The following is a 20,457-nucleotide window of genomic DNA, read 5'->3' on the forward strand; positions in this document are numbered from 1 at the left end:
TCTGCTCCCTCCTTGCCGTCAGGCAACGGGGGGCTAAGCGTTGCGCCGTGCTTCCGGGGCCTTGCTTCAGGCCAAACCGAAGGGGCTCCACCGTTCACTGCGCCGCATTCACAGGAGGGAGTATGAGCTGGCAACATCTTGTCCAATCCGCCGAAGGAGTCCTCGACGCCACCCACATTCCAAACTCCCAGGAAATCATCTCCCTTATAAAGCGGATCAACCCTACCTCGCTTCAGCTATGCGAGACCGACCGGGAACACGGCTACCGGATCAAGAACCGGCTACAGAACTTGCTGCTGGAAAACTACGGCGAAGTCTTCCACCTGGTGCCCCATCCTTGCAGCCCGGGAATCGTTCTTATCAAACATAAAACCCTCCCCTCCGTTGATGCCTGCCACGCGGATTACTCCGCCCTCTCGCTCAAGGCACTCGACACCGTCGGGGAAATTGCTCCGCCCGCCACTAAACCCGCGACCAAAAACGCGTTCGGTGCGGAGCCCGCGAGAGATGCGACATCGTGCTCACCCAGGGAACTCGTCAAAAATGCAGAACTACTGATCGAGCGGTACGAGTACCCTCAGGCGGAGGAATTGCTGGCGGGCCTCCGTATCACCGACACCAGCGATCTGCAGCGACTGGTGAAGGCGGCCCAGATGCTGATGGGGGACATGGGGGCCTATCAGAGGACCATCGAGCTCCTGCTGGCACAGCCCCGGCCAGTGCTGAACAATAAGGCTGTCCGCGAACTACTCGCCTTGGCCTATTACGGCAACGGAATGATCGCCGAGGCGCGGGCCCTGCTGGACGCCGCCCATCCTGGGGATCTTGGGAAAAGCGCCCTCCATGCCTACGCCGACATCTCCTTCAGGGACGGCAAGCTCTCACAGGCCTACGATCTTCTCAGCCTCGCCGAGGAAAAGAATGGCTTCGTTGCCGCCATTGCCGGTCTAAGAAAAGAGATAGAGTCCGCTATCTTCGCCGACGTGGAGCCGTTGTTACGCGAGGTGGAGGAGAGCTTAGCCCGCAATGATCTGGCTCGGGCGGAATCGCTTGTTCAAAAAGCGCTGTCCCTTTATCCGCACTGCCGCGAAGCCCGCCAGTTGAAGGTGACGATCGAGGCCCGAAAGTCCGCGACCGAGGCGCAAACGCTCTGGAATCTACTGGGAGGCAGCGTAACGGCGGCGGAAAGGCTTGATCTGCTCGCCAAGCTTCTCGAGCTGGACAAAGAGAACGGGGAGAAGATCCGGGAGCTCATAGCACGGGAAAAGGCCGGACAGAAACGGGAGGCGCTGGAAGACCGCCTCAGGGCCCTCGATGCCTGCTGCGCCAGCCAACAGTGGAGCGAATGCTTCGACATCCTGCTTTGGCTCGCGCGCCAGGGGGACGCGGAGTGCTACCGGCGTGCCTGCCGCGTCGATACCCGCCTCTCCGTTTTGTACCGCAACGCGAGACTGCAAAGGCTCCCGGACCCGGAAGCGAAAGAGCTGTGGCTTGGTTTCGTGAGACTGAAGCGGCTGCTTGTGGAAGGAACGACCGAAGGTTGCTGGGATCTTGCCCGGACCTTGAAACCGTACTTCCTCTCCTATCCCGCTTTCAGGGAGGAATACGACAGGGCTCTCGAAACGGAACAGGAAAAGGCGAGAGGCGAGATCCGCCTTATGTTGGCGCGCCTCGATGAGCTTGGGACGGAGATAGAGGAGATGGTAGAAACCGAGGAAGCCTGTGAGGATGATGGGGAGGAGGATACGGATACGGAGGAAACGGAGGATACGGAGGAGGCGGAGGATACGGAGGATACGGAGGAGGCGGAGGGTGCTGAGGATATGGAGCAGACGATGTGGCCGGCCAAGGCGGCTCTCCTTGCCGAGGCTAAAAGGTTGGTCGTCCGCATTCGAAGGCGATTGCCGGTACTGCCTGCAGAGGAAGCGGCCGGCTACCGGATGGATGCGGAAGCCACCCTGGCATCTCTTGCCGCCCCCCCCGGCCGCAACGTCGGCATATTCGACTACCGCAGCGCCCTCCTTTTGGGGAACCTCGTGGAGGCGGCGGAGCTCAGAGAAGCAAATAACCACCAGTATGTGCAAGAATACCTGAGGCTGATCGACAACGAAGTAGAAAATACTTTCGCGATCTCAGCCGAGCCAGTCAACATGGCTGATTTGCCCGCCCCCCACGAGGCGCTCGCGGAAACATCGGCTCCTGCCGGGATGGAGGTGCTCTGTTCCTCGCCGCGTCATCTGCTTTTCAGCCAGGACGACGAGACCATTGTCGTCGTGAACGTCATTCGTAACAAGGCGACCAGGTACCGCTCCCCCAACTTCAAAGATCTCGCCGTGATGGACTTCCTGCCGGAGAAGGATCTGTTTCTGTTCGTCAACACGAAAACTAATAACAACGTGTGGAAGGCCATCCTTTCGGAGACGGAAAGCAGGTTCACCGCCACTTTCGAATTTACCAGCCAATTCACATACCAACCGGGGGCATGCTTCGCGGGACTGTTTCTTTCCAGCGGCAAGGACAACGCTTACTACGCGTTTATTCGGGAACCGGAAAGGTCCCGGGGCGTGAAGCAGACCCTGGGCCCTTTTGGCGGCAGCACCGTCGCGTCTTTCGAACTAAGGGACGAGATTAAGGCCGTGCATAGGCTTTCCTCCCACCCGGACAAATTCGTCGTTGTCGGGAAGGAGACCACCGTGACCCTGGAGAGCAACCTGACCCCGCCGAAAAGGTGCAGCCGGGTCGGGATGAGGCAGGAGCTCTCCTGCATCGGCATCGACCCCGAAAAGGGCCACATGTACACGACTGGGGATGGGATCGTACATGCGTTGAATCTCAAGCTCTACTCGGTAAAGCAATACCACAAAGCGGTAAGCTTTGCTCAAATCGAACTCGCCACCCTGGCGCGTATTTGCGTCGAGAAAAGCACCGTCCTCCTTGGCTCTGATCAATGGGGCATGTTCTACGACTTCTCAACCAACAAGTTCAGCCAGAAATTCTCAATTGCGCGGATGGCATCGACCGAGACACCTGCCAGATGGTATTGCTGGGACTTCGACCAGACGACAGACACCCTTAAGATTCGTGACATCACCGGGGAGGTGGATTCGTTACTCGAATGGCGGGAGTTGCTCAGGCCGGACCAAGTTGAAGATGAGGCGGCCATGGAGGAATTCGTCAAGCTGATCCAGGCCCCGGACCGTTTCACCATTGTTCAGCCATCCACGCTGCCGCCCGAGGCACCGCAGTGAGCAAGTTTTGTCACAGGTAGAGGGGGCAGGTAGAGGGGGGTCAGGTCTCAGGTAGAGGGGGGTCAGGTCTGGAATCCGCCCCAACAAGTGGTACCCTCCTTCAAGGAGGAAGAAACAATGGCACGACCCTTACGGATTGAATTCCCTGGGGCTTACTACCATGTAACGTCACGGGGGGATGGTAAGAAGGGGATCTACCGGAGCCCCAGGGATCGGGGAAAATTCTTAGAATACCTTTCCTCGGCTACTGAGCGTTACGGAGCCAATATCCTCTGTTACTGCCTCATGACGAATCACTACCACCTATTCTTCCAGACCCCGCATGGCAATCTGTCTGAGATAATGAGGCACATTAACGGTGCCTACACCACCTACTACAACACCAAATGGAAACATGCAGGCCACCTGTTCCAAGGTAGATATCATGCGATCCTCGTCGAGGCGGATCACTACGCCCTCGAATTAACAAGGTATGTTCACCTGAACCCTGTTCGCGCCGAAATCGTTCCAACTCCGGTGCTGTATCGCTGGTCGAGTTACTCAGCCTACATTGGAAACGATCAAGCCCCTGGTTGGTTGCACACCAATTTCATTCTCGGCATGTTGAGTCAGGGTGGTATTAGCCCTGAGAAGAGGTATCAGGGTTACGTTGAGGAGATGATAGGGAAAGAATACGAGTCCCCTCTACTGCAAACCGTGGGGTCCTCGATTCTTGGCAGTGCGGAATTCGTAGAAAATGTAATGGCTGATTACGTCGAAAGGGAGGAAATAGAGCTGCGGGATGTTCCCGCCGTCCACGCCCTGCACCGAAGGTTCCACGTAGAAAACTTTATTCTCAAGGTTGAGGAAGCGATAAAGGACCCGGAGCTTGCACGTGACATCGGGGTATACCTTTGTCACCGGTTCAGCGGAGAGAGGCTGAAGGAGATAGGTACCCACTTCAACCTGACCGATTCGGGTGTGGGAAAGGCCCATGCAAGGGCAGCGAAGAAGATAGTTGGTGACCGACAGCTTCAAGATAAGGTCAATGAGATCATCAAGTCGCTCGGCTACGTCAACTTGAAGAGTTGACCGGCGCCCGTTCCCCGTTGCCTTTGTCCGATTCCAGACCTGACCCCTCTGCCTAACCAAAATCACAACGAAGAGATCGATCGGAATGGCGAAGCGAGCAACAGGATTGGTTCGATGACGGAACCACCTGGTCATCCGAAGGCGGCCCTACATGAACATGAAACAAGCCATAGCCGTTGCGTTAGCTGCCGCCTGGATCGCGGCCGGCCTGGCCCCATCCGTCGTTATTGCCGAAACGGCCGAGTACGGCATGACCATGGCGCAAACCCCGCCTCGTGAACCTCCCCCGCGGCCTCCAGCCTTCAACTTGACCCTGGACTCTTCCTATACGGCATCCGGCAAGGCAAACTTCCGCGGAGCCGACCATGGTGAGAGCGGCGCGTACAGCCTCAGGATGGGGATCGGGAGTCGCGTCCCGTTGCCCGGGGGGTGGAGCGTCCCGCTTGAATTGAGGTGGCAGAGCCTTTACCTGGGCACCCTGACGGGGGTGCCGATTCCCGGCAACATCAACACCCTCCACGTCGGCACCGGCCTCGGGTATCGCCCCCACGACACGTGGAGCTTCGTCATCCTGGCCACCCCTACCCTCTACAAGTTCAAAGACCTCGGCCGCCAGGATGTTGGGCTGTCCGGGGCCGCGACCGCCGTCTGGAACTACAGCCCTTCGGTAAAATATGCCTTCGGGATAATCTTTGCCCCGGACAGCGACCTTCAGGTGCTCCCCGTGGCCGGCGTCGATTGGCGGATCAACGACCGTCTCGACCTCCGCCTCATGTTTCCCAAGCCGCGGCTGATCTACACGCCCGACGATCACTGGAGAGCGCATGCCGGTGTCGACTTCAACATGGTCACCTTCCGCTGCGACGACAGGTTCGGCGACTCCATCGACCAGCCCCAATACAACCGCGCCCTCGCCACCTATCGCGACATCCGCACCGGTGCCGGCCTCGGCTATCGTTTCGGCAAAGCCTTGAGCGTCGAAGCCGAGGGAGGCTACTCCGTAGACCGCCAGATAAACTACCGCCGCGTCGGCGAACGAGTCCGATTCGCCCCGGCCCCCTACGCAACCGTCGGCCTACGGCTGGTCTTTTGAGCCCATCAACTGCCCTCCCATCTTGTAAGTTCAATGAGATCATCAAGTCGCTCGGCTACGTCAACTTGAAGAGTTGACCGGCGCCGTTCCCCGTTGCCTTTGTCCGATTCCAGACCTGACCCCTCCGCCGTCCCCCTCGCCGGACTGCACCCGAACACAATCGCTCCTTACCAAAAGACTCTGGCCGATGGCGGACATATCAACGATTACATTGTAGAGGGAGAAGCGTTAAATACCGTCCAAGACAACTCTAGCATCGTAGGTATGGCCATGGTCGGCATTCACCCCGCTATTGCGGCCAACATTTTGGCAAACCCACTTCCAAGGCACGCTGGGAGGCCGGTCAAGGTCCCAGCTAACGTCGATAGCCAAGGCAAGCCCGTGTGGCGCGATCCCTTCAAAAGACACTCAATTGACACAGTGATCGAGGGCATCGAGGCCTTGAAGATTCGAAACCAACGAGAGCTGAAAGGGGTTGTAGAAAGGAGGTAGCCTATGTTGGCTAAAATGTTGGTCCTGCTCACTACCCTCATGTGTGTTTCATGTGACAACGGAGGCAGAATGAAAACCCAGCCGGACCTGATATTCGCAGGTGAACTCCTTCAACTTGCCCACGCCATTACCGCAAACGACAGCGACCGAATCAAGGCGCTGGTGAAATCCGGTGTCAACCCAAACGGGTACGGCAAGCAAGGGATCACGCCTCTGCTTTTCGCCTTTGGGTGGGGCAGTAAAAAGGCGTTCAACACCCTGTTGGAGTATGGTGCAGATCCTAATATGCCTATCACTGCCAATGATGCTTCGCCTAGACTAAAGAATCAATCCGCTACGGGCTTTATTGCCGGAGCCCCCGACAATGACTATTTGATAATGCTTTTAAGTCATGGAGCCAATGTCGACACTAAGAATGTCGACGGGCAACCCATTACTGTCCAAATGATATTCATGGATCCACCAAACTACGGCGGGCTGAGGATTCTGCTTGATCACGGGGCGGATATCAATGCCACCGACTCGGGCGGAGGTACCCTCCTCACCATTCTTGGAGAATTAAGAGACTTTGAGCAGGTTTATTACCTTTTGACGAGAGGAGCCGATTACAGAATAAAGGACGGAACCGGGTATGGCGTTGACTATCACATCTACCAGGAGAAAATCGATCCCAAGGCATTTCCCGAGGCGTACGCTGTGCAGTTGAAGTGCCAGGAATTCCTCCGCTCCCGCGGAGTGAAGGATCCCGGCCCCATGAAACCGAGAACACCTCAGGAGATAGAGGACTTTGACCGCCTGATGAGAAAGGCATTCGATGCTGACCGGGAAAGGCGTGAAAGAGAGGGCCAGTGAATCCTACTGCGAACGGACGTACTCGATATTTGATATTCAACTTTTGATCGGCGATCGCGATCGAAACACTGCAGCTTCGTGTCCCGCCCGTCGACTTTTCCTGCAGGCAGTAGCCCTCTCTCTGCCAACCCTTCCCCTCCCCGCTCCGCTATAGTCACCCCGGAAGGAGTCATGTTCAGGCGACGAGCGATGTCCACCGAGCGGTGACCGTTCTTTCGCGCGAGAAAACAGACAACGGCCCGAGCTTCGAGCCCTCGCATTAGCAACAAGGGGAATTCATGGACGTTCCCCTGGCAGCCAAGGAAGCCATTTTTTGCCCCAGGCTCTTGATCGTGTAAGGCTTGGCCACCGCCCCCCGGAACCCGTAGGCGGAATAGTCCGCCATTATGGGGTCGTTGGAATATCCGCTCGATACGATCAAGTTGGCGCCGGCATCCACGGCGAGAATCCTCTCCGCCGCCTCCTTCCCACCCATCCCCCCCGGTATGGTGAGGTCCATGATCACTGCCGAGAAGGGGGTCCCCGCCTGGAGGGCCTCCTCGTACAACCGGGCGGCCTCGGCGCCGTCCGCGCAGGTGGTTACCCGGTAGCCCAACTCCACCAGCATCAAGGCCGCCAAATCCCTGATCATCGCCTCGTCGTCCATCACGAGAACCGCTCCTCCCCCGTGCCGATCGCCGGCCGCCTGGGCGGCAGCCTCGGCGGCATGGGCCTGATACGTCTCCCCGATAGAGGGGAGGTGAATGGTGAAGGTGGTTCCCCTGGGCGATACCCGTGGTCCCGACCACCCTCCCCCGCTCGTCGAAGAGGGGGGTCTTGAAGGTGGAATGCCATCTGATCCCGGCCGGGGTCGCTATCCGCTCCTCCACGTGCTTGGGCCTTCCCGAGGTACAGACCTCTCGGTCGTCCGCCACGTAATCGGCGGCCATGTCCCCGGGGAAGAGGTCGAAGTCGGTCTTGCCCAGGCACTCTTCCACCGTTTTACCGACCGATCTCGCGTACTGTTCGTTGATGGTCTCCAGCCGCCCCTCGGTGTTCTTCAGCCAGGCCATCATCGGCAGGTTGTCCAGAATGGCCCGCTGGCGCAGCAACAGCCTCGCGTTGGCCAGTTCCGCGGCCTTCTGCTTTTCGACCTCACGGGCCAGCTCCTCGTTTACCCGTTTGAGCTTTTCGTTCGCCTCGGATAGCTGGCCGGTCCGTTCGGCCACCAGCGCCTCCAGCTGCCGGTTGCGATCCTGCAGGTCCTTGAGGGGATAGATCTCCCCCTCGTCAGCCACGCCGAAGGAGACCGAGATGCTGCTATGGGAGATCTTCCAACCGGCGTCCTCCCTGCGGAATATCAGCACGAGGCGGGCGATTTTCTTCGACAGTATGTGCTCTTCGATGGGGAGATGGATGACGAAGGTGCTGCTGGTCACCGCGATGGTTTCGGCCAGCAACTGGATCGAGAGATCCTTCAGTTCGATGTTTATGGGGTCCCTGACCTGTGCGAAGTCCTGACGGGTGACCGCGACCCACGCCTCACGATCCTTGACGAGGTAATCGCCGCTACCGGTTATGCCCGAGAAATCGTCACTGAACCAGGCCGTCAGCACATCGTCGCGGGTCGAGTACATCCGAATGTAATTATCGAACAGTTCCCTGATTTCCTGATAGCTCGAGGCGTCCATGAAAGTGATTCCTTCCCATTTTAAAAATGTGCGTGGATGGAATATGGGGGGTTACTGTCTTAACGGTGCGAGAACTATATCAGCAACGCCACCGATTTCATCTCAGAAAAGGCAACCGCTGTCCGGAATTACAGAGAACGCGTAGAAGATGGGACAAAACCGGGGGAAAAGCCGTGGGAGAGAGCCTAAAGAAGCCGTGCATACAGCCGACAGCCCCGTGTTTGGACGGTATACTAGAGCAAGGAACCCTCCGAGGAAGTTATCAGGAGAAACGTGTGATAGAGAGATTGAACCAGCGGGATTGAAGAGCCGTGACGAGCGTACCATGAGAAACCGGCACGCGGCAGGAGCTTGCTGGCGGACGGATGACGTCGGTTCCTTGCGAACCTCGATTAGGGGGCGCGGGGGTCGTGGCGCCGTCCCAAAGATCAGGCGAGGGGGGAAGATCCCATGACAAGGGAAAGGTTGGTCGTAATCGGCGGTGACGCGGCGGGGATGAGTGCCGCGGCGCAGGCAAAACGTCACCGCCCCGATCTCGAGGTAGTCGTCTTCGAAAAAAGTCCCCACGTATCCTATTCCGCTTGAGGCATTCCCTATTACGTCGGCCGGGTTGTCGACGACGTGAATGCACTCGAGATTCGCAGCGTGGAAAGGTTCCGTGACAAGGACGGGATCGACGTGCGCATCCGACACGAGGTGGAAGAGATCGACCCCGCCGGCGGGAGAGTCCGTGTCCGGCACCTGGAGAGCGGCATCGTTTCCCGGGAAGCCTACGACAAGCTTCTGGTCGCCACCGGGGCTTTGCCGCTCTGTCCCGAGCTCCCGGGCTCCGAGGCGGTCCGGGTATGCGGAATCAACACGCTGCAAAGCGGGGTGGAGCTGCGCCGGATACTGGACGGGGGGAGCATCAAACAGGGAGTCGTGGTGGGGGGCGGCTACATCGGCCTGGAGATGGCGGAAGCCCTGATCAGGCGCGGGATCGAGGTGAGCCTGGTAAGCCGGTCGCCACAGGTGATGGATACCCTCGACGAGGAGATGGGGCGACTGGTCTCCCAGGCCCTGAGGGATTTCGGGGTTACCCTTTTCCTCACCGAAAGTCTGGTCGGATTCGAGACCCAGGGGGGAGAAGTCGTCGGGGTGGTCACCGACCGGCGGAGGCTGGCGGCCGACGTCGTGATACTGGGACTCGGCGTGCGTCCCAACACGGCCCTCGCGGAAGCGGCGGGGATACCGCTCGGGGTGAAGGGGGCGATCCGGGTCAACGAGCGTATGGAAACCGGAATGGCCGGCATCTGGGCGGCGGGGGACTGCGCCGAGTCGTTCCATCTCGTGAGCCGCAGGCCGGTGCATGTCGCCCTCGGTACCGTCGCCAACCGCCAGGGAAGGGTGGCCGGGATCAACCTGGGAGGGGGCCACGCCACCTTCCCGGGGGTCATGGCAACCGCCGTCACCAAGATCTGCCAGATGGAAGTCGCCCGCACCGGTCTCCAGGAAAAGGAGCTTCGGGAATTGGGCATCGGGTGGGAAAGCGCGGTGATCAAGTCCCGGACTCGAGCCGGATATTTCCCGGGCGCAGGGGAGATAACGGTCAAGTTGCTGGCCGAGAGGGAGACCGGCCGCCTGCTTGGCGGGCAGATCGTCGGGATGGAGGGAGCGGCCAAGCGGATCGATACGCTTGCCACCGCCCTGCATGCCGGACTCACCGCCGACGAGATGATCAACCTCGACCTGGGGTATGCGCCGCCATTTTCACCGGTATGGGATCCCGTCGTGGTAGCCGCCCGGGAGTTGGTGAAGAAGCTCTGAGAGCCCGCCCCCTTTCCGGGAGGCAAGCCGTGCCGAAGCGGGAGAACAAGGCGCAAGTGGCGGTTTCCATTTCTCGACTCCGGTCGCGTCCACGCTCCCGGTCCACCAACGGTCACTGCTGATCGCCGAGTTCCAGTAAAAGGGTGGAAACCTTTGCGGTGAATTGCTCCGTCTTCTGCACCTGAACCTGCCGAACCTTTTGCGCCATCTTGACTGCACTGCCGATTTCAGCATTGCTAACGCCAGCCTCACGGGCGGCTTTCAGATGGTAGTCAAGTCAATCACCACAGCCTGAGCCTATGGAAGCGCCGATGGCGATAAGCTCAAGTGTCCGTCCGTCCAGAACCTGCACGTTCCGCTTCGATTCGCTCTGTTCCATGAGGTCATTCCTTAACAACTGGCTTGACACGCGCCGCTACTCCACCCATCCATCACCCGAAAAGAAAAATCGGGATGTCCCCGGAATGATTCCAAGGACGTCGCCACAGGGGTACCTGCGTCCCGACCCTGTGCAGGAAATCTATCGATCTCCGGGAGGCCGGCTATTCCCGCAGTTCCAGCACTCGGTAAATTGCCCTTCAATTTCCTCCCCGCATGATTCGCATGTCCAGGCCGCGAGGTCTCTTACCGTAAGAGCCTCGTCCACAATGCGCTTCGCCTCGGCAAAATCCTCATCGTCGACGCACAGTTGAGGCCAGCATTCAATGGGAGGGAGTTGGCCGGCTCCTGCGGAAAGAAATTCGTTCTTGGTCCAACACCTTATCCCATGCCCTTTCAGGACATTCTGAAAAATGCTTACCAGCGAGATGTTTGGTGCGCTGTAAACCGTCTTCATTACCGAACAGCCTCCTTCTATTGTTCCCCGAGGGCCCAGGCCAAGGGCCAAGGGGGACGCCCATGCGTTTCATGCGTTTCTCTGCTTCTCCACTGTCCATCCTCTCGACTCTGCTATTCGCTCTCCGCGGCCAACCGCCCGGCTTATTGACGACTGGTTCACCCCCAGCTTTTTCGCCAAAAGTGTCTCCGGTATTCCACCCTCACGTGTTGCCCAGTAACATAACAGACTACGCGCCTGAACCATCTCCGGCTGCTTTCCAGGGATGAAGAGCTGCTTTACGTCGATCCCTGTCAACTCAGCCACACGGAGTGAGATAGTCTCGACATCCATGCGCCCTTGAGCTTCCACCTCTTCATCCCGCTCTCTCGCGGACTCAAGAGCCGCTGCGACAAAATCACTGTCTCCCAGGATCCTTTCGTCGCTTTTGAAAAACATCCCACCCTTTCGAGCGTCAGTAAGATTTTTCCACCCACCGCAGCTTCGAATGAGCCCTCCGCCGACCAAATCAGGACGACGCCCCTGAGCGATGCCCTCCTCAACAAAACCCTCGTACTTCAACCGGGAGAGTTCCAGAGTGATCCCAAATCGCTCAAGAACTTCCTTGGTGTCTTGCCATCTCTCTCCCCCCTGCATGATTTTGCAGTGGCCGCTGTACGGGTAGTCCGCCAACTCGCCCATCGTTCTCACCAATTGCCATCGAACCGGGTTTAAATGGATGTAGCGGACCAACTCCAAGAAGTAGGTCTCTGCCTGGCATAAGATTGATTTATAGCGGTTCTGGAAAAGGTGGCCGACTCGGTTATGGCGGTGGTTAAAGTAAACGGCATGGCCAGTCAGCAGCCGACTCATGAAGGTCGCGATCGGCACGCGTCCGGTTTGAAGGAGGAGGTGAAAGTGGTTCGGCATCAACGTCCATGCAAAGCAACACGTTGAGGATCTGAGGAGGTTACGGGCAAGGCGGTCGACAAAGCAATCGCGATCGGCATCGTCGAGGAAGATCTTACACCGCTCAATCCCCCGGCAAATGACGTGGTGAACCGCTGAAGGTGCATCTATTCGGGCTTGGCGTGGCATGACATAACCATGCCACCACTCCTAACATTAGCAACGAGAGGAAACGCATGAAACGCATGGGCGTCCCCCTCGCCTCACCTAAGCACCGCCGCCAGTGGGGTCACGCATCCAGCGATTCAGTTGTATTGGGTGCCCTGGGCCTTCCGATATGCCTTCGCTTTGCAACCAACGCCTCATTCGCGAACGTGCATATGCATCCGTTCTCTGACCAATAATAGTCTCTCTGGGCATTCCTTCAGGGATAACAAGCCTTCCACGCGCCTCAGCTTTTAAGGTTGCGGCATAGGCTTCGTCTGTATATCGCTGGTAACGTGTAAATGATTCTGCACTGAATTCATCAGCAGAGTTGAACCGGCCGAATTTACCTGTGGTTCCGTTCGCAGCAAGCCCTTCACCAGTCAACGCGGCTTCGCTGCCAGCCTTACCGGCAGCCATTGCCCACCTTACTTGCTGGAAAACCTTCCCTGCCCCGTACAGGCCGCCTGCCACGAGCGCCCCGCTTTCGGCACTCTGAAGGACCTGCCCGACATCAATCTTCACCTGCCCGAGCCTGCCGTCTGTTGCCTGGTAGGTTGCCACCTGGGCAGTCTGTTCCACAAGCGACGTGCCGCCGGAAACCGCCGCACCGGTGACCACGTTTCTGACCAGACCTCCGGCAGTGGCTGCCTTACCGAGTACACCACCTGCAACGACCTGTGTGGCGACACTGGCGGTGGCATCAATGCCGGTGCCTTTCCAGAAGTCGGATTCGCTTATCTGTCCCCGGTCAACCTTCTCTTGCCGGGCGTCCTGCCGCCCAAGGAATCCGCCGGTGACACCGTTCCAGACCGTGTAGCCGGTCGCCTTCGCCGCATACTTCGCAGCTCCCCACCAGGAACCGTCATTGGCTGCAGCCGCATAGACCGACTTTTCATCAAGGCCCAGCATCTCCCTGATGGATGCATTCCCCTCCAAATCGACGTAGACCAGCGGATTTGAGTAAGCGTAGAGGTACCGGTGCAACGACGGCGGTTCACCCTGGTCTCCGAGGTAGGAGTCCTCGGTGATGAACCTCCCGGTATCGGCATCGTAGTATCTTTGGCCAGATATTCCGATGCGCAAACTCCCCCATAGAGCACTTTTTCAAGGGGGGCGGCAAGCAGGCTGAAGGCGCTGTTTTCAAAGAACAAATTTAAACCACAACGGTCGTTTGTTACGTCAAATCGGCAAAATCATCCACAAAACGCTCTTTCGAATACATTTTACGCCAGCCATCACTCCCCATATACCACCCGGACAGTTCACCAAATCCATCTTTTTCCAAGTCTATCGTTTTACCGTTTGAATCTGTGAAAGAGAGCTTTAGGAGACCTTGGTCAATTGCTTGGAGAAGGTAGAATATTGTGTCATCAACAATATCTGGTATCAAGGTTTTAGCTATCGCTTCAATTTGGCCATCTATTGCGCTTTCTTTCCACCGTATAGCAACGGGAGACCCTGCGTTTGGCTGTAACTCTCTATCACTACTTTGGATTGCAGCATCCCTAACCTCTACAACCAATTTCTTAGCAAACTCTTCTATTTCAATTGTCGGCATGTTAATTCCCCCACGGTATTCTTGTTGGTCCAGTTACCCCAGCATCTTTTAAGGCCTGCACAGCTTTTTTTACAGTTGTTTCTGCCATTTCAGGTTTCATACCACCCCGAATAAGTGCTTTTGTTTCTATATGCTCCATTGCTTCCCATGTCAAAGCTTCGCCACTTTGTGCAAATGAACGATACAGGGTTTGCTGAGCACCAGTAACCACCCCATGCCTTACCCCCAACCTAGCTAATTCAGCATTTGGTATTGCTAAAGCCGCATTGACATCGTAACCTGAAGCACCAGAGAATGCACTTTTAGCAGGGACATGATGCCCACCACCCGGACCTCCATACTGCTTCAACTCTACACCCTTCGCAGCAAATTCCTCAACTGCGCCAACTTCTTCTTTAACAACCTGCTCATCCTTAAAAAGCGACTTAAACTTTGAAAAGGCCTTTCCCAACTTATCTTCAACTGTAACTAAAGCTTCCCCAGCTTTTATCTCGTTCTTGATGCTACCTAAAATGGCAGCTCCTTTAGCAAGACCTCCGGCAATTGTATTCTCTATGACAATTTCGACACCTTCAACCGCAGGCCGCGATATGTCAGCAGCTTGCTTTCCAGCATCATGCGCAATTTCTGCTGTATGTTTTCGGGAAGCAGCTTCAGCTTCGTCTGGGTTACTGCCATCTGCTTCTGCCAGCCGACGGTGGACCTTGGCCTGGTAGTTCCCCCTGAATCTGTTGGTCAAATCCTCGGCCTGTTTTCCAACCCATTCTGTAGCTTCTTCTTTCCAACGGGTGATTCGGCTCCAAAGCCCTTCTTCTGATTTTTCAGATGCGTAGCCTTGCAAGTCGATATACACCGTCGGGTTCGAGTAAGCGTAGAGATACCGATGGAGCGACGGCGGCGTGTCGCTCTTTCCGAGGTAGGAATCCTCGGTAATGAACCTCCCGGTATCGGCATCGTAGTATCTTTGGCCAAAGTACACCAGCCCCGTGTTCTGATCATGCTCCTTCCCCGTGAAGATATGCGTGTTGACGCTGTCTCCGAAGCTCTGAACGATCCGGCCGAAGGGGCTCAGGATGTAGTCGATTTTGACGTTGCCGGACTGGTCGGTCAGGTTGACCGTGCTGCCCAAGGCGTCGCGGTGGTAGTACTGGGTACCGTCCGGCGTGGTCAGGCTCAAAAGGCCGTTGGTGTAGCCGTATTTGAGACGGGTGTCGTCGGTCCCGTTGACCTCTTCGATGACGGCCTGGCCGTCGTGGTAGTAGGTGATCGCGGGGCCCGAGCCGAACAGCTTGCGGATGCGCAGGTTGTTCTCGTCGTAGTCGTACTGCCCGAGCACGTTCCCCGCCTGCTTCGCCTGGACGAGACGGTTGAGGACGTCGTAGTCGAAGTAGGTGTCCGCGTACTCCGCGTTGAGGCTGCTGTCGGTCTTCAGGACGGTGTTGCCGTTATCGTCGTAGCCGTAGGTCACGGTCTTCGGCTGCGGCCCGTTGTCCACCACGGTCACCAGCCGGTTGGCGCCGTCGTAGTTGTAGGTCTTGTCGTTTCGCAGCTGACCGTTCACCGTGACCGTCTCGGTCTTCCGGTTGTATCCCTCGAAACTATAGTCGTTCCTGGTGGTTTCCACCCCGGCCTGCACGGTGTAGCTGGTCAGCCGGTCCAACTGGTCGTACCCGCCGCTCAGGTTGCCGCTGCCGTCCGCCGCGGTGTAGTACCTCGTGTACCACGTGATGCCGTTTTGCTGCTCGGTCTGGCTCGTCCGGTTCCCGTTACGGTCGTACAGGTAGTCGTAGCTGGAGAAGACGTTCTCCCCGCTCAGGTTCCGGATCGACTTGACCCGCTTGGTGTCGAAGTAGTCGTAGACGCTCTTGGTGTTGTTCCCGTAGCGGATGCTCTCCGTGAGTCCGTCGGCCCGGTAGCAGTACCCGGTCGCCCCCTGCCCGCCCGGCGTCGCCGTCTTCAGGCGGTTTCGCTCGTCGTAGGCATAGGCGGTCGAGCCCGAAGGGAGCCACCCGCCCCCGGGAGCCGCCACCGAGGTGGCGACGCTCAGCCTGTTGCCGTTGTTGTCGTACCGGTAGTCGATCTTCAGGTCGCGCTGGAGGGAGCTCTTCAGCCGGTCGAAGATGTCGTACCCGGTGTTCCGGGTGGCGTCCGTGACGGTCGTCTGCCCGTCGGGCGCTGTCTTCGTCTCGGTGACCGCCGTGACGTTGTTGTTCCCGTCGTAGTCGGTATGCCGCCCGGTCAGCGTGTTGAGCGGTGACGCGGCGCCCAGGTAGCTGGCGTCGGTCGGGCGGTTCAGCGCGTCGAAGGTTTGATGGATCGACTGCCCTTTCGGGTCGGTCACCAAGGTGACGTTCCCTTCGCCGTCCAGGCGATAGTGGGTCGTGACGGTCCGGTCGCCGTGATCGATCAGGTCGGTCCGCCGGTTGAGCTCGTCGTACCGGAACTCGGTATCGAGAAACCGGGTCGAGGTGTTGTTCAGCGGCACCAACTGGTGAGTCAGATTGTCGTTCAGATCGTACCGATAGCTGGTGGTAAGGCCGGCCACGATGCTGTCCACCGGTTGCCCCGGTTTTACCGGCCCCCCTTCGGTCACGCCGGTGAGCCGCTTGAAGGCGTCGTAGAAGAAGACCTTCCCGTTTCCGAGCGGCTTGATGATGGAGGTCGGCTTGCCGAAGAAGTTGTACCTGGTCTGGGTGGTCTCGCCGGCGAAGCTGACCGAGGTGCGGCGGTTCTCCCTGTCGTACCCGTAGTTGGTCGTCTCCCCCTGCGCGTCGGTGGAGGAGACGAGATTCTTCGCGCCGTCGTAGACGAAGGCGAGCGGGGCTCCGTTGGCGGAAACGCAGCCGTCCGCCGCGGTTACCTGCGCGAGCGTGGTGCCGGTCGGCAGGTTCCGGGAGTTGTCGTAGGCATGGGTGGTGGTGTTCCCGTTGGCGTCGGTCTCGCCCACCAAGACCATGCCGTAGCCGTCGGTGGTGGAGACCGGCCGCCCGCGCCACCGACGAGTGGAGCAGTGCTGCCTATTGGATTGCCAAAGAACACTTCCAGGGGCTATGAAGGCAATCACCCTCTCATGCCGCCCGTCCTTAACACTTCACAAACCGTCGAGCTTAGAACTAAGGCCCGCCCCACCGTTTACTCAACCTGCTTAGCGGCGTCCCCCAGCCCCCCCATTTGTCGGCGGGATTTGCCTCCACCACACCAAAGGATTAGCTTTTGTAAATTTTACAAATCTGACCCCCTTACAGTGCCCCTTACGTGTGCTTAATTTCACAAACTATGTCCGTGAAATCCGGGGCGTTTGTTCCATCGCTACATGACAATGTAACCTGATTATCCTTTTCTTCGACAATCATGCCACTGTTTCCAATCCAAGCGTGCATTACTCCGTTGTATTTCCATACATTCCATATTTTCACAATTGTTTTTTTCTTGGCTTTGCAAACAAGTGTCACTTCCTCAGGGCTATGGTCTGCCCAAATAACCACATCTTTATATGTGTTTTCCTCAAGAACAAGGTCACCATGGTCTATCTTAATTCGCATACCTTGTTCTACTGTCTGTTTATGCGATACTCTTTTTATACTTAAAACAGAATTGTCTGTGACTTTTAATTTTAAAATAGGTATTAGGCAGTGGCCATCATATTCAATTGATTGCCCTTTGGCTTCTATAAATTTTTCTGATAGTGTTTTAGTCATTTTAATACCAGGACGTCTGTAAGGATCAACTGCGGCATGATCTTGTGGCCATCTTGGAACGATCTTTCTGCCACCGTCCCGATAAGGAACTGGTTCATGGCTCAGGTCCATAGATTCCATTCCACCTTTATCGTAATTATACCTTTGAGGTGCAAGGCCTTTCTTCATACGTTGAATGTTTTCAAGTCCCCACATTGCTTCAGCATCTGGTTTTGCTGCCTCATTTTTCCAGAATCTGTTTCTTACTGTAGTCCAAGATGGATCATTACCTGCAGCAGTGGGGTTGTATATATCATCTCCAACCTTCCACCTACCATTAGAAGTAGTATATGAGGCTTTAGGTATTGATTTTGTCACAACTCCAAGTGAAATTAAGGCTTCAATATAGGTTTCAGGCTCTTTTAAAGCCTCGGACCATGCTGTGCCGAGGTGTTTCAAGCTGTCACTGAAGTGTCCTCTCAAAAGCTCATACTGACTTCTTTGGCTTTCTATTGTGGACTTTCGTTCAGTAGTAAGCGAGTAGAATCTATTAGCACCTCTCCACACAGCTGCTTCATTATCTGCGTAGCCTTTAAATTCATCGGGGTTTATTGTATAGTCTACCCGCCCGCTCTGCCGATTCTTCATCTCATAATAAACCACCCCTCCACCATCTTTGTAGACATGCGGGATGAATTCATAGTGTTCAGTAAAGACGTGTTGATCAGAAGCGACCGGGGCCGTACCTTTCGGGACGAGATCCTTAACAACAGGGGTTAAGTAACCAGGATCTTTCCAGGCGTCTTTATCCTTAGCAAAAGGTGTGTCCTGACCATCAGGGATAAACCGGTCTTTGGAGCAATCCTTGAGTCCCCTCCGACACATGCTGCGTTTCCGAACAAGTCAACATATACCATCGGATTAGAGTAAGCGTACAGGTACCGATGAAGGGACGGCGGGGTGTCCGGTTTTCCGAGGTACGAATCCTCGGTCGTGAACCGCGCCGTGTCGGCATCGTAGTATCTTTGGCCAAAGTACACCAGCCCCGTGTTCTGATCATGCTCCTTCCCCGTGAAGATATGCGTGTTGACGCTGTCTCCGAAGCTCTGAACGATCCGGCCGAAGGGGCTCAGGATGTAGTCGATTTTGACGTTGCCGGACTGGTCGGTCAGGTTGACCGTGCTGCCCAAGGCGTCGCGGTGGTAGTACTGGGTGCCGTCCGGCGTGGTCAGGCTCAAAAGGCCGTTGGTGTAGCCGTATTTGAGACGGGTGTCGTCGGTCCCGTTCACCTCTTCGATGACGGCCTGGCCGTCGTGGTAGTAGGTGATCGCGGGGCCCGAGCCGAACAGCTTGCGGATGCGCAGGTTGTTCTCGTCGTAGTCATACTGCCCGAGCATGTTCCCCGCCTGCTTCGCCTGGACCAGACGGTTGAGGACGTCGTAGTCGAAGTAGGTGTCCGCGTACTCCGCGTTGAGGCTGCTGTCGGTCTTCCGGACGGTGTTGCCGTTATCGTCGTAGCCGTAGGTCACGGTCTTCGGCTGCGGCCCGTTGTCCACCACGGTCACCAGCCGGTTGGCGCCGTCGTAGTTGTACGTCTTGTCGTTTCGCAGCTGACCGTTCACCGTGACCGTCTCGGTCTTCCGGTTGTATCCCTCGAAACTATAGTCGTTCCTGGTGGTTTCCACCCCGGCCTGCACGGTGTAGCTGGTCAGCCGGTCCAACTGGTCGTACCCGCCGCTCAGGTTCCGGATCGACTTGACCCGCTTGGTGTCGAAGTAGTCGTAGACGCTCCTGGTGTTGTTCCCGTAGCGGATGCTCTCCGTGAGTCCGTCGGCCCGGTAGCAGTATCCGGTTGCCCCCTGCCCGCCCGGCGTCGCCGTCTTCAGGCGGTTTCGCTCGTCGTAGGCATAGGCGGTCGAGCCCGAAGGGAGCCACCCGCCCCCGGGAGCCGCCACCGAGGTGGCGACGTTCAGCCTGTTGCCGTTGTTGTCGTACCGGTAGTCGATCTTCAGGTCGCGCTGGAGGGAGCTCTTCAGCCGGTCGAAGATGTCGTACTCGGTGTTCCGGGTGGCGTCCGTGACGGTCTGCCCGTCGGGCGAGGTCTTCGTCTCGGTGACCGCCGTGACGTTGTTGTTCTCGTCGTAGTCGGTATGCCGCCCGGTCAGCGTGTTGAGCGGTGACGCGGCGCCCAGGTAGCTGGCGTCGGTCGGGCGGTTCAGCGCGTCGAAGGTTTGATGGATCGACTGCCCTTTCGGGTCGGTCACCAAGGTGACGTTCCCTTCGCCGTCCAGGCGATAGTGGGTCGTGACGGTCCGGTCGCCGTGATCGATCAGGTCGGTCCGCCGGTTGAGCTCGTCGTACCGGAACTCGGTATCGAGAAACCGGGTCGAGGTGTTGTTCAGCGGCACCAACTGGTGAGTCAGATTGTCGTTCAGATCGTACCGGGGAGCGAGGGGGACGTTGTTAAGTAAGTTGAGTTTCTCCCCTCCTCGGCTATCCTTCCCGTATGCCACGGGGGCCGCGCATAGACATAGCGGGTGTTCTTCAACACGTGATGGTGCGAGGAATCGAGAAGAGGGATATCTTCAACGATGACCGCGACAGGTCGACTTTTGTCAACCGCCTCGCCCAGTTACTCGGCAAAACCGAAACCAAATGCCTCGCCTGGGCCCTTATGGACAACCACGTACACCTGCTGCTCGTCCCGACCAAAGCGAAGCTGGCCGAATTGATGCGGCGCCTGCTCACCGCCTACGCCGTCACCTTCAACCTTCGGCATCGTCGCACCGGCCACCTTTTTCAGAATCGCTACAAATCAATCGTCTGTGACGAGGAAGAGTACCTCCTTGAACTCGTTCGCTACATCCACCTCAACCCGCTTCGTGCCGGCCTCGCCACTACGATCGAATCCCTCGACGACTACAAGTGGAGCGGCCATTCGGTCATCATGGGCAACGGCACCCTTCCCGGCCAGGCCGTCGACGAGGTGCTGCAGCTGTTCGGCCTGCGAAAAAAGTCCGCAGCGGCGAAGTATCGGCAGTTCGTCGAAGAGGGTATTGC

The 20,457-nt window shown here is 57.3% G+C and carries 15 protein-coding genes and 2 pseudogenes; 7 read left to right on the forward strand and 10 right to left on the reverse strand.

Annotated elements, in window-relative coordinates:
- The first annotated feature begins 122 nt into the window (after positions 1 to 122).
- The 4 genes from ACYVL5_RS12320 to ACYVL5_RS12335 all read left to right on the forward strand — a co-directional run bounded on the left by ACYVL5_RS12320 (position 123) and on the right by ACYVL5_RS12335 (position 6,756).
- Positions 123 to 3,248, forward strand: coding sequence for a hypothetical protein (locus ACYVL5_RS12320; RefSeq protein ID WP_460595876.1), 3,126 nt, complete (start codon positions 123 to 125; stop codon positions 3,246 to 3,248).
- Positions 3,249 to 3,365: 117 nt separating this feature from the next.
- Entirely contained in the window at positions 3,366 to 4,319 is a 954-nt protein-coding gene (locus ACYVL5_RS12325; RefSeq protein WP_460595877.1) for a transposase, read from the forward strand.
- A 151-nt stretch (positions 4,320 to 4,470) separates the two neighbouring features.
- Positions 4,471 to 5,412, forward strand: a complete 942-nt coding sequence (locus ACYVL5_RS12330; protein WP_460595878.1) for a DUF6268 family outer membrane beta-barrel protein — start codon at positions 4,471 to 4,473, stop codon at positions 5,410 to 5,412.
- A 561-nt stretch (positions 5,413 to 5,973) separates the two neighbouring features.
- Complete coding sequence (locus ACYVL5_RS12335; RefSeq protein ID WP_460595879.1) at positions 5,974 to 6,756, forward strand: ankyrin repeat domain-containing protein; 783 nt, start codon at positions 5,974 to 5,976, stop codon at positions 6,754 to 6,756.
- A 259-nt stretch (positions 6,757 to 7,015) separates the two neighbouring features.
- Here ACYVL5_RS12335 and ACYVL5_RS12340 read toward each other — a convergent pair whose 3' ends face one another.
- Both ACYVL5_RS12340 and ACYVL5_RS12345 read right to left on the reverse strand, forming a co-directional pair.
- Entirely contained in the window at positions 7,016 to 7,402 is a 387-nt protein-coding gene (locus ACYVL5_RS12340; protein WP_460595890.1) for a response regulator, read from the reverse strand.
- Positions 7,403 to 7,580: 178 nt separating this feature from the next.
- Positions 7,581 to 8,426: pseudogene (locus ACYVL5_RS12345) on the reverse strand (nuclear transport factor 2 family protein); the annotation flags it as partial.
- 450 nt (positions 8,427 to 8,876) lie between these two features.
- On the opposite strand from ACYVL5_RS12345, the gene ACYVL5_RS12350 reads away from it, so the two are divergent.
- Both ACYVL5_RS12350 and ACYVL5_RS12355 read left to right on the forward strand, forming a co-directional pair.
- Positions 8,877 to 9,011 carry an NAD(P)-binding protein gene (locus ACYVL5_RS12350; protein ID WP_460595880.1) on the forward strand — a complete coding sequence of 45 codons (135 nt, stop codon included), beginning with the start codon at positions 8,877 to 8,879 and terminating at the stop codon, positions 9,009 to 9,011.
- Positions 9,012 to 9,071: 60 nt separating this feature from the next.
- Complete coding sequence (locus ACYVL5_RS12355; protein WP_460595881.1) at positions 9,072 to 10,232, forward strand: FAD-dependent oxidoreductase; 1,161 nt, start codon at positions 9,072 to 9,074, stop codon at positions 10,230 to 10,232.
- A gap of 520 nt (positions 10,233 to 10,752) precedes the next feature.
- Here the strand turns inward: ACYVL5_RS12355 and ACYVL5_RS12360 are convergent.
- The 8 genes and pseudogenes from ACYVL5_RS12360 to ACYVL5_RS12395 form a co-directional block, all read right to left on the reverse strand.
- Positions 10,753 to 11,067 carry a putative signal transducing protein gene (locus ACYVL5_RS12360; RefSeq protein WP_460595882.1) on the reverse strand — a complete coding sequence of 105 codons (315 nt, stop codon included), beginning with the start codon at positions 11,065 to 11,067 and terminating at the stop codon, positions 10,753 to 10,755.
- Between the two features lie 69 nt (positions 11,068 to 11,136).
- Complete coding sequence (locus ACYVL5_RS12365) at positions 11,137 to 11,748, reverse strand: hypothetical protein (protein ID WP_460595891.1); 612 nt, start codon at positions 11,746 to 11,748, stop codon at positions 11,137 to 11,139.
- Between the two features lie 45 nt (positions 11,749 to 11,793).
- Positions 11,794 to 12,144: pseudogene (locus ACYVL5_RS12370) on the reverse strand (transposase); the annotation flags it as partial.
- Positions 12,145 to 12,222: 78 nt separating this feature from the next.
- Complete coding sequence (locus ACYVL5_RS12375) at positions 12,223 to 13,245, reverse strand: RHS repeat-associated core domain-containing protein (protein WP_460595883.1); 1,023 nt, start codon at positions 13,243 to 13,245, stop codon at positions 12,223 to 12,225.
- A gap of 91 nt (positions 13,246 to 13,336) precedes the next feature.
- The gene (locus ACYVL5_RS12380) at positions 13,337 to 13,720 is read right to left on the reverse strand and encodes a hypothetical protein (RefSeq protein WP_460595884.1); all 384 of its coding nucleotides are present in this window, start codon (positions 13,718 to 13,720) and stop codon (positions 13,337 to 13,339) included.
- Position 13,721: 1 nt separating this feature from the next.
- Positions 13,722 to 16,667, reverse strand: coding sequence for an RHS repeat domain-containing protein (locus ACYVL5_RS12385; RefSeq protein ID WP_460595885.1), 2,946 nt, complete (start codon positions 16,665 to 16,667; stop codon positions 13,722 to 13,724).
- Positions 16,668 to 16,971: 304 nt separating this feature from the next.
- Positions 16,972 to 18,282, reverse strand: coding sequence for a hypothetical protein (locus ACYVL5_RS12390; protein ID WP_460595892.1), 1,311 nt, complete (start codon positions 18,280 to 18,282; stop codon positions 16,972 to 16,974).
- Positions 18,174 to 19,910: an RHS repeat domain-containing protein gene (locus tag ACYVL5_RS12395; RefSeq protein WP_460595886.1), complete on the reverse strand. Its 1,737-nt coding sequence runs from the start codon at positions 19,908 to 19,910 to the stop codon at positions 18,174 to 18,176. Before ACYVL5_RS12395 ends, ACYVL5_RS12390 begins: the two co-directional genes overlap by 109 nt.
- 41 nt (positions 19,911 to 19,951) lie before the next feature.
- On the opposite strand from ACYVL5_RS12395, the gene ACYVL5_RS12400 reads away from it, so the two are divergent.
- Positions 19,952 to 20,457 (forward strand): transposase (locus ACYVL5_RS12400; RefSeq protein ID WP_460595887.1); only part of this gene is annotated, 506 nt, incomplete at its 3' end.

The sequence above is a fragment of the Geomonas sp. Red276 genome, assembly GCF_054784495.1.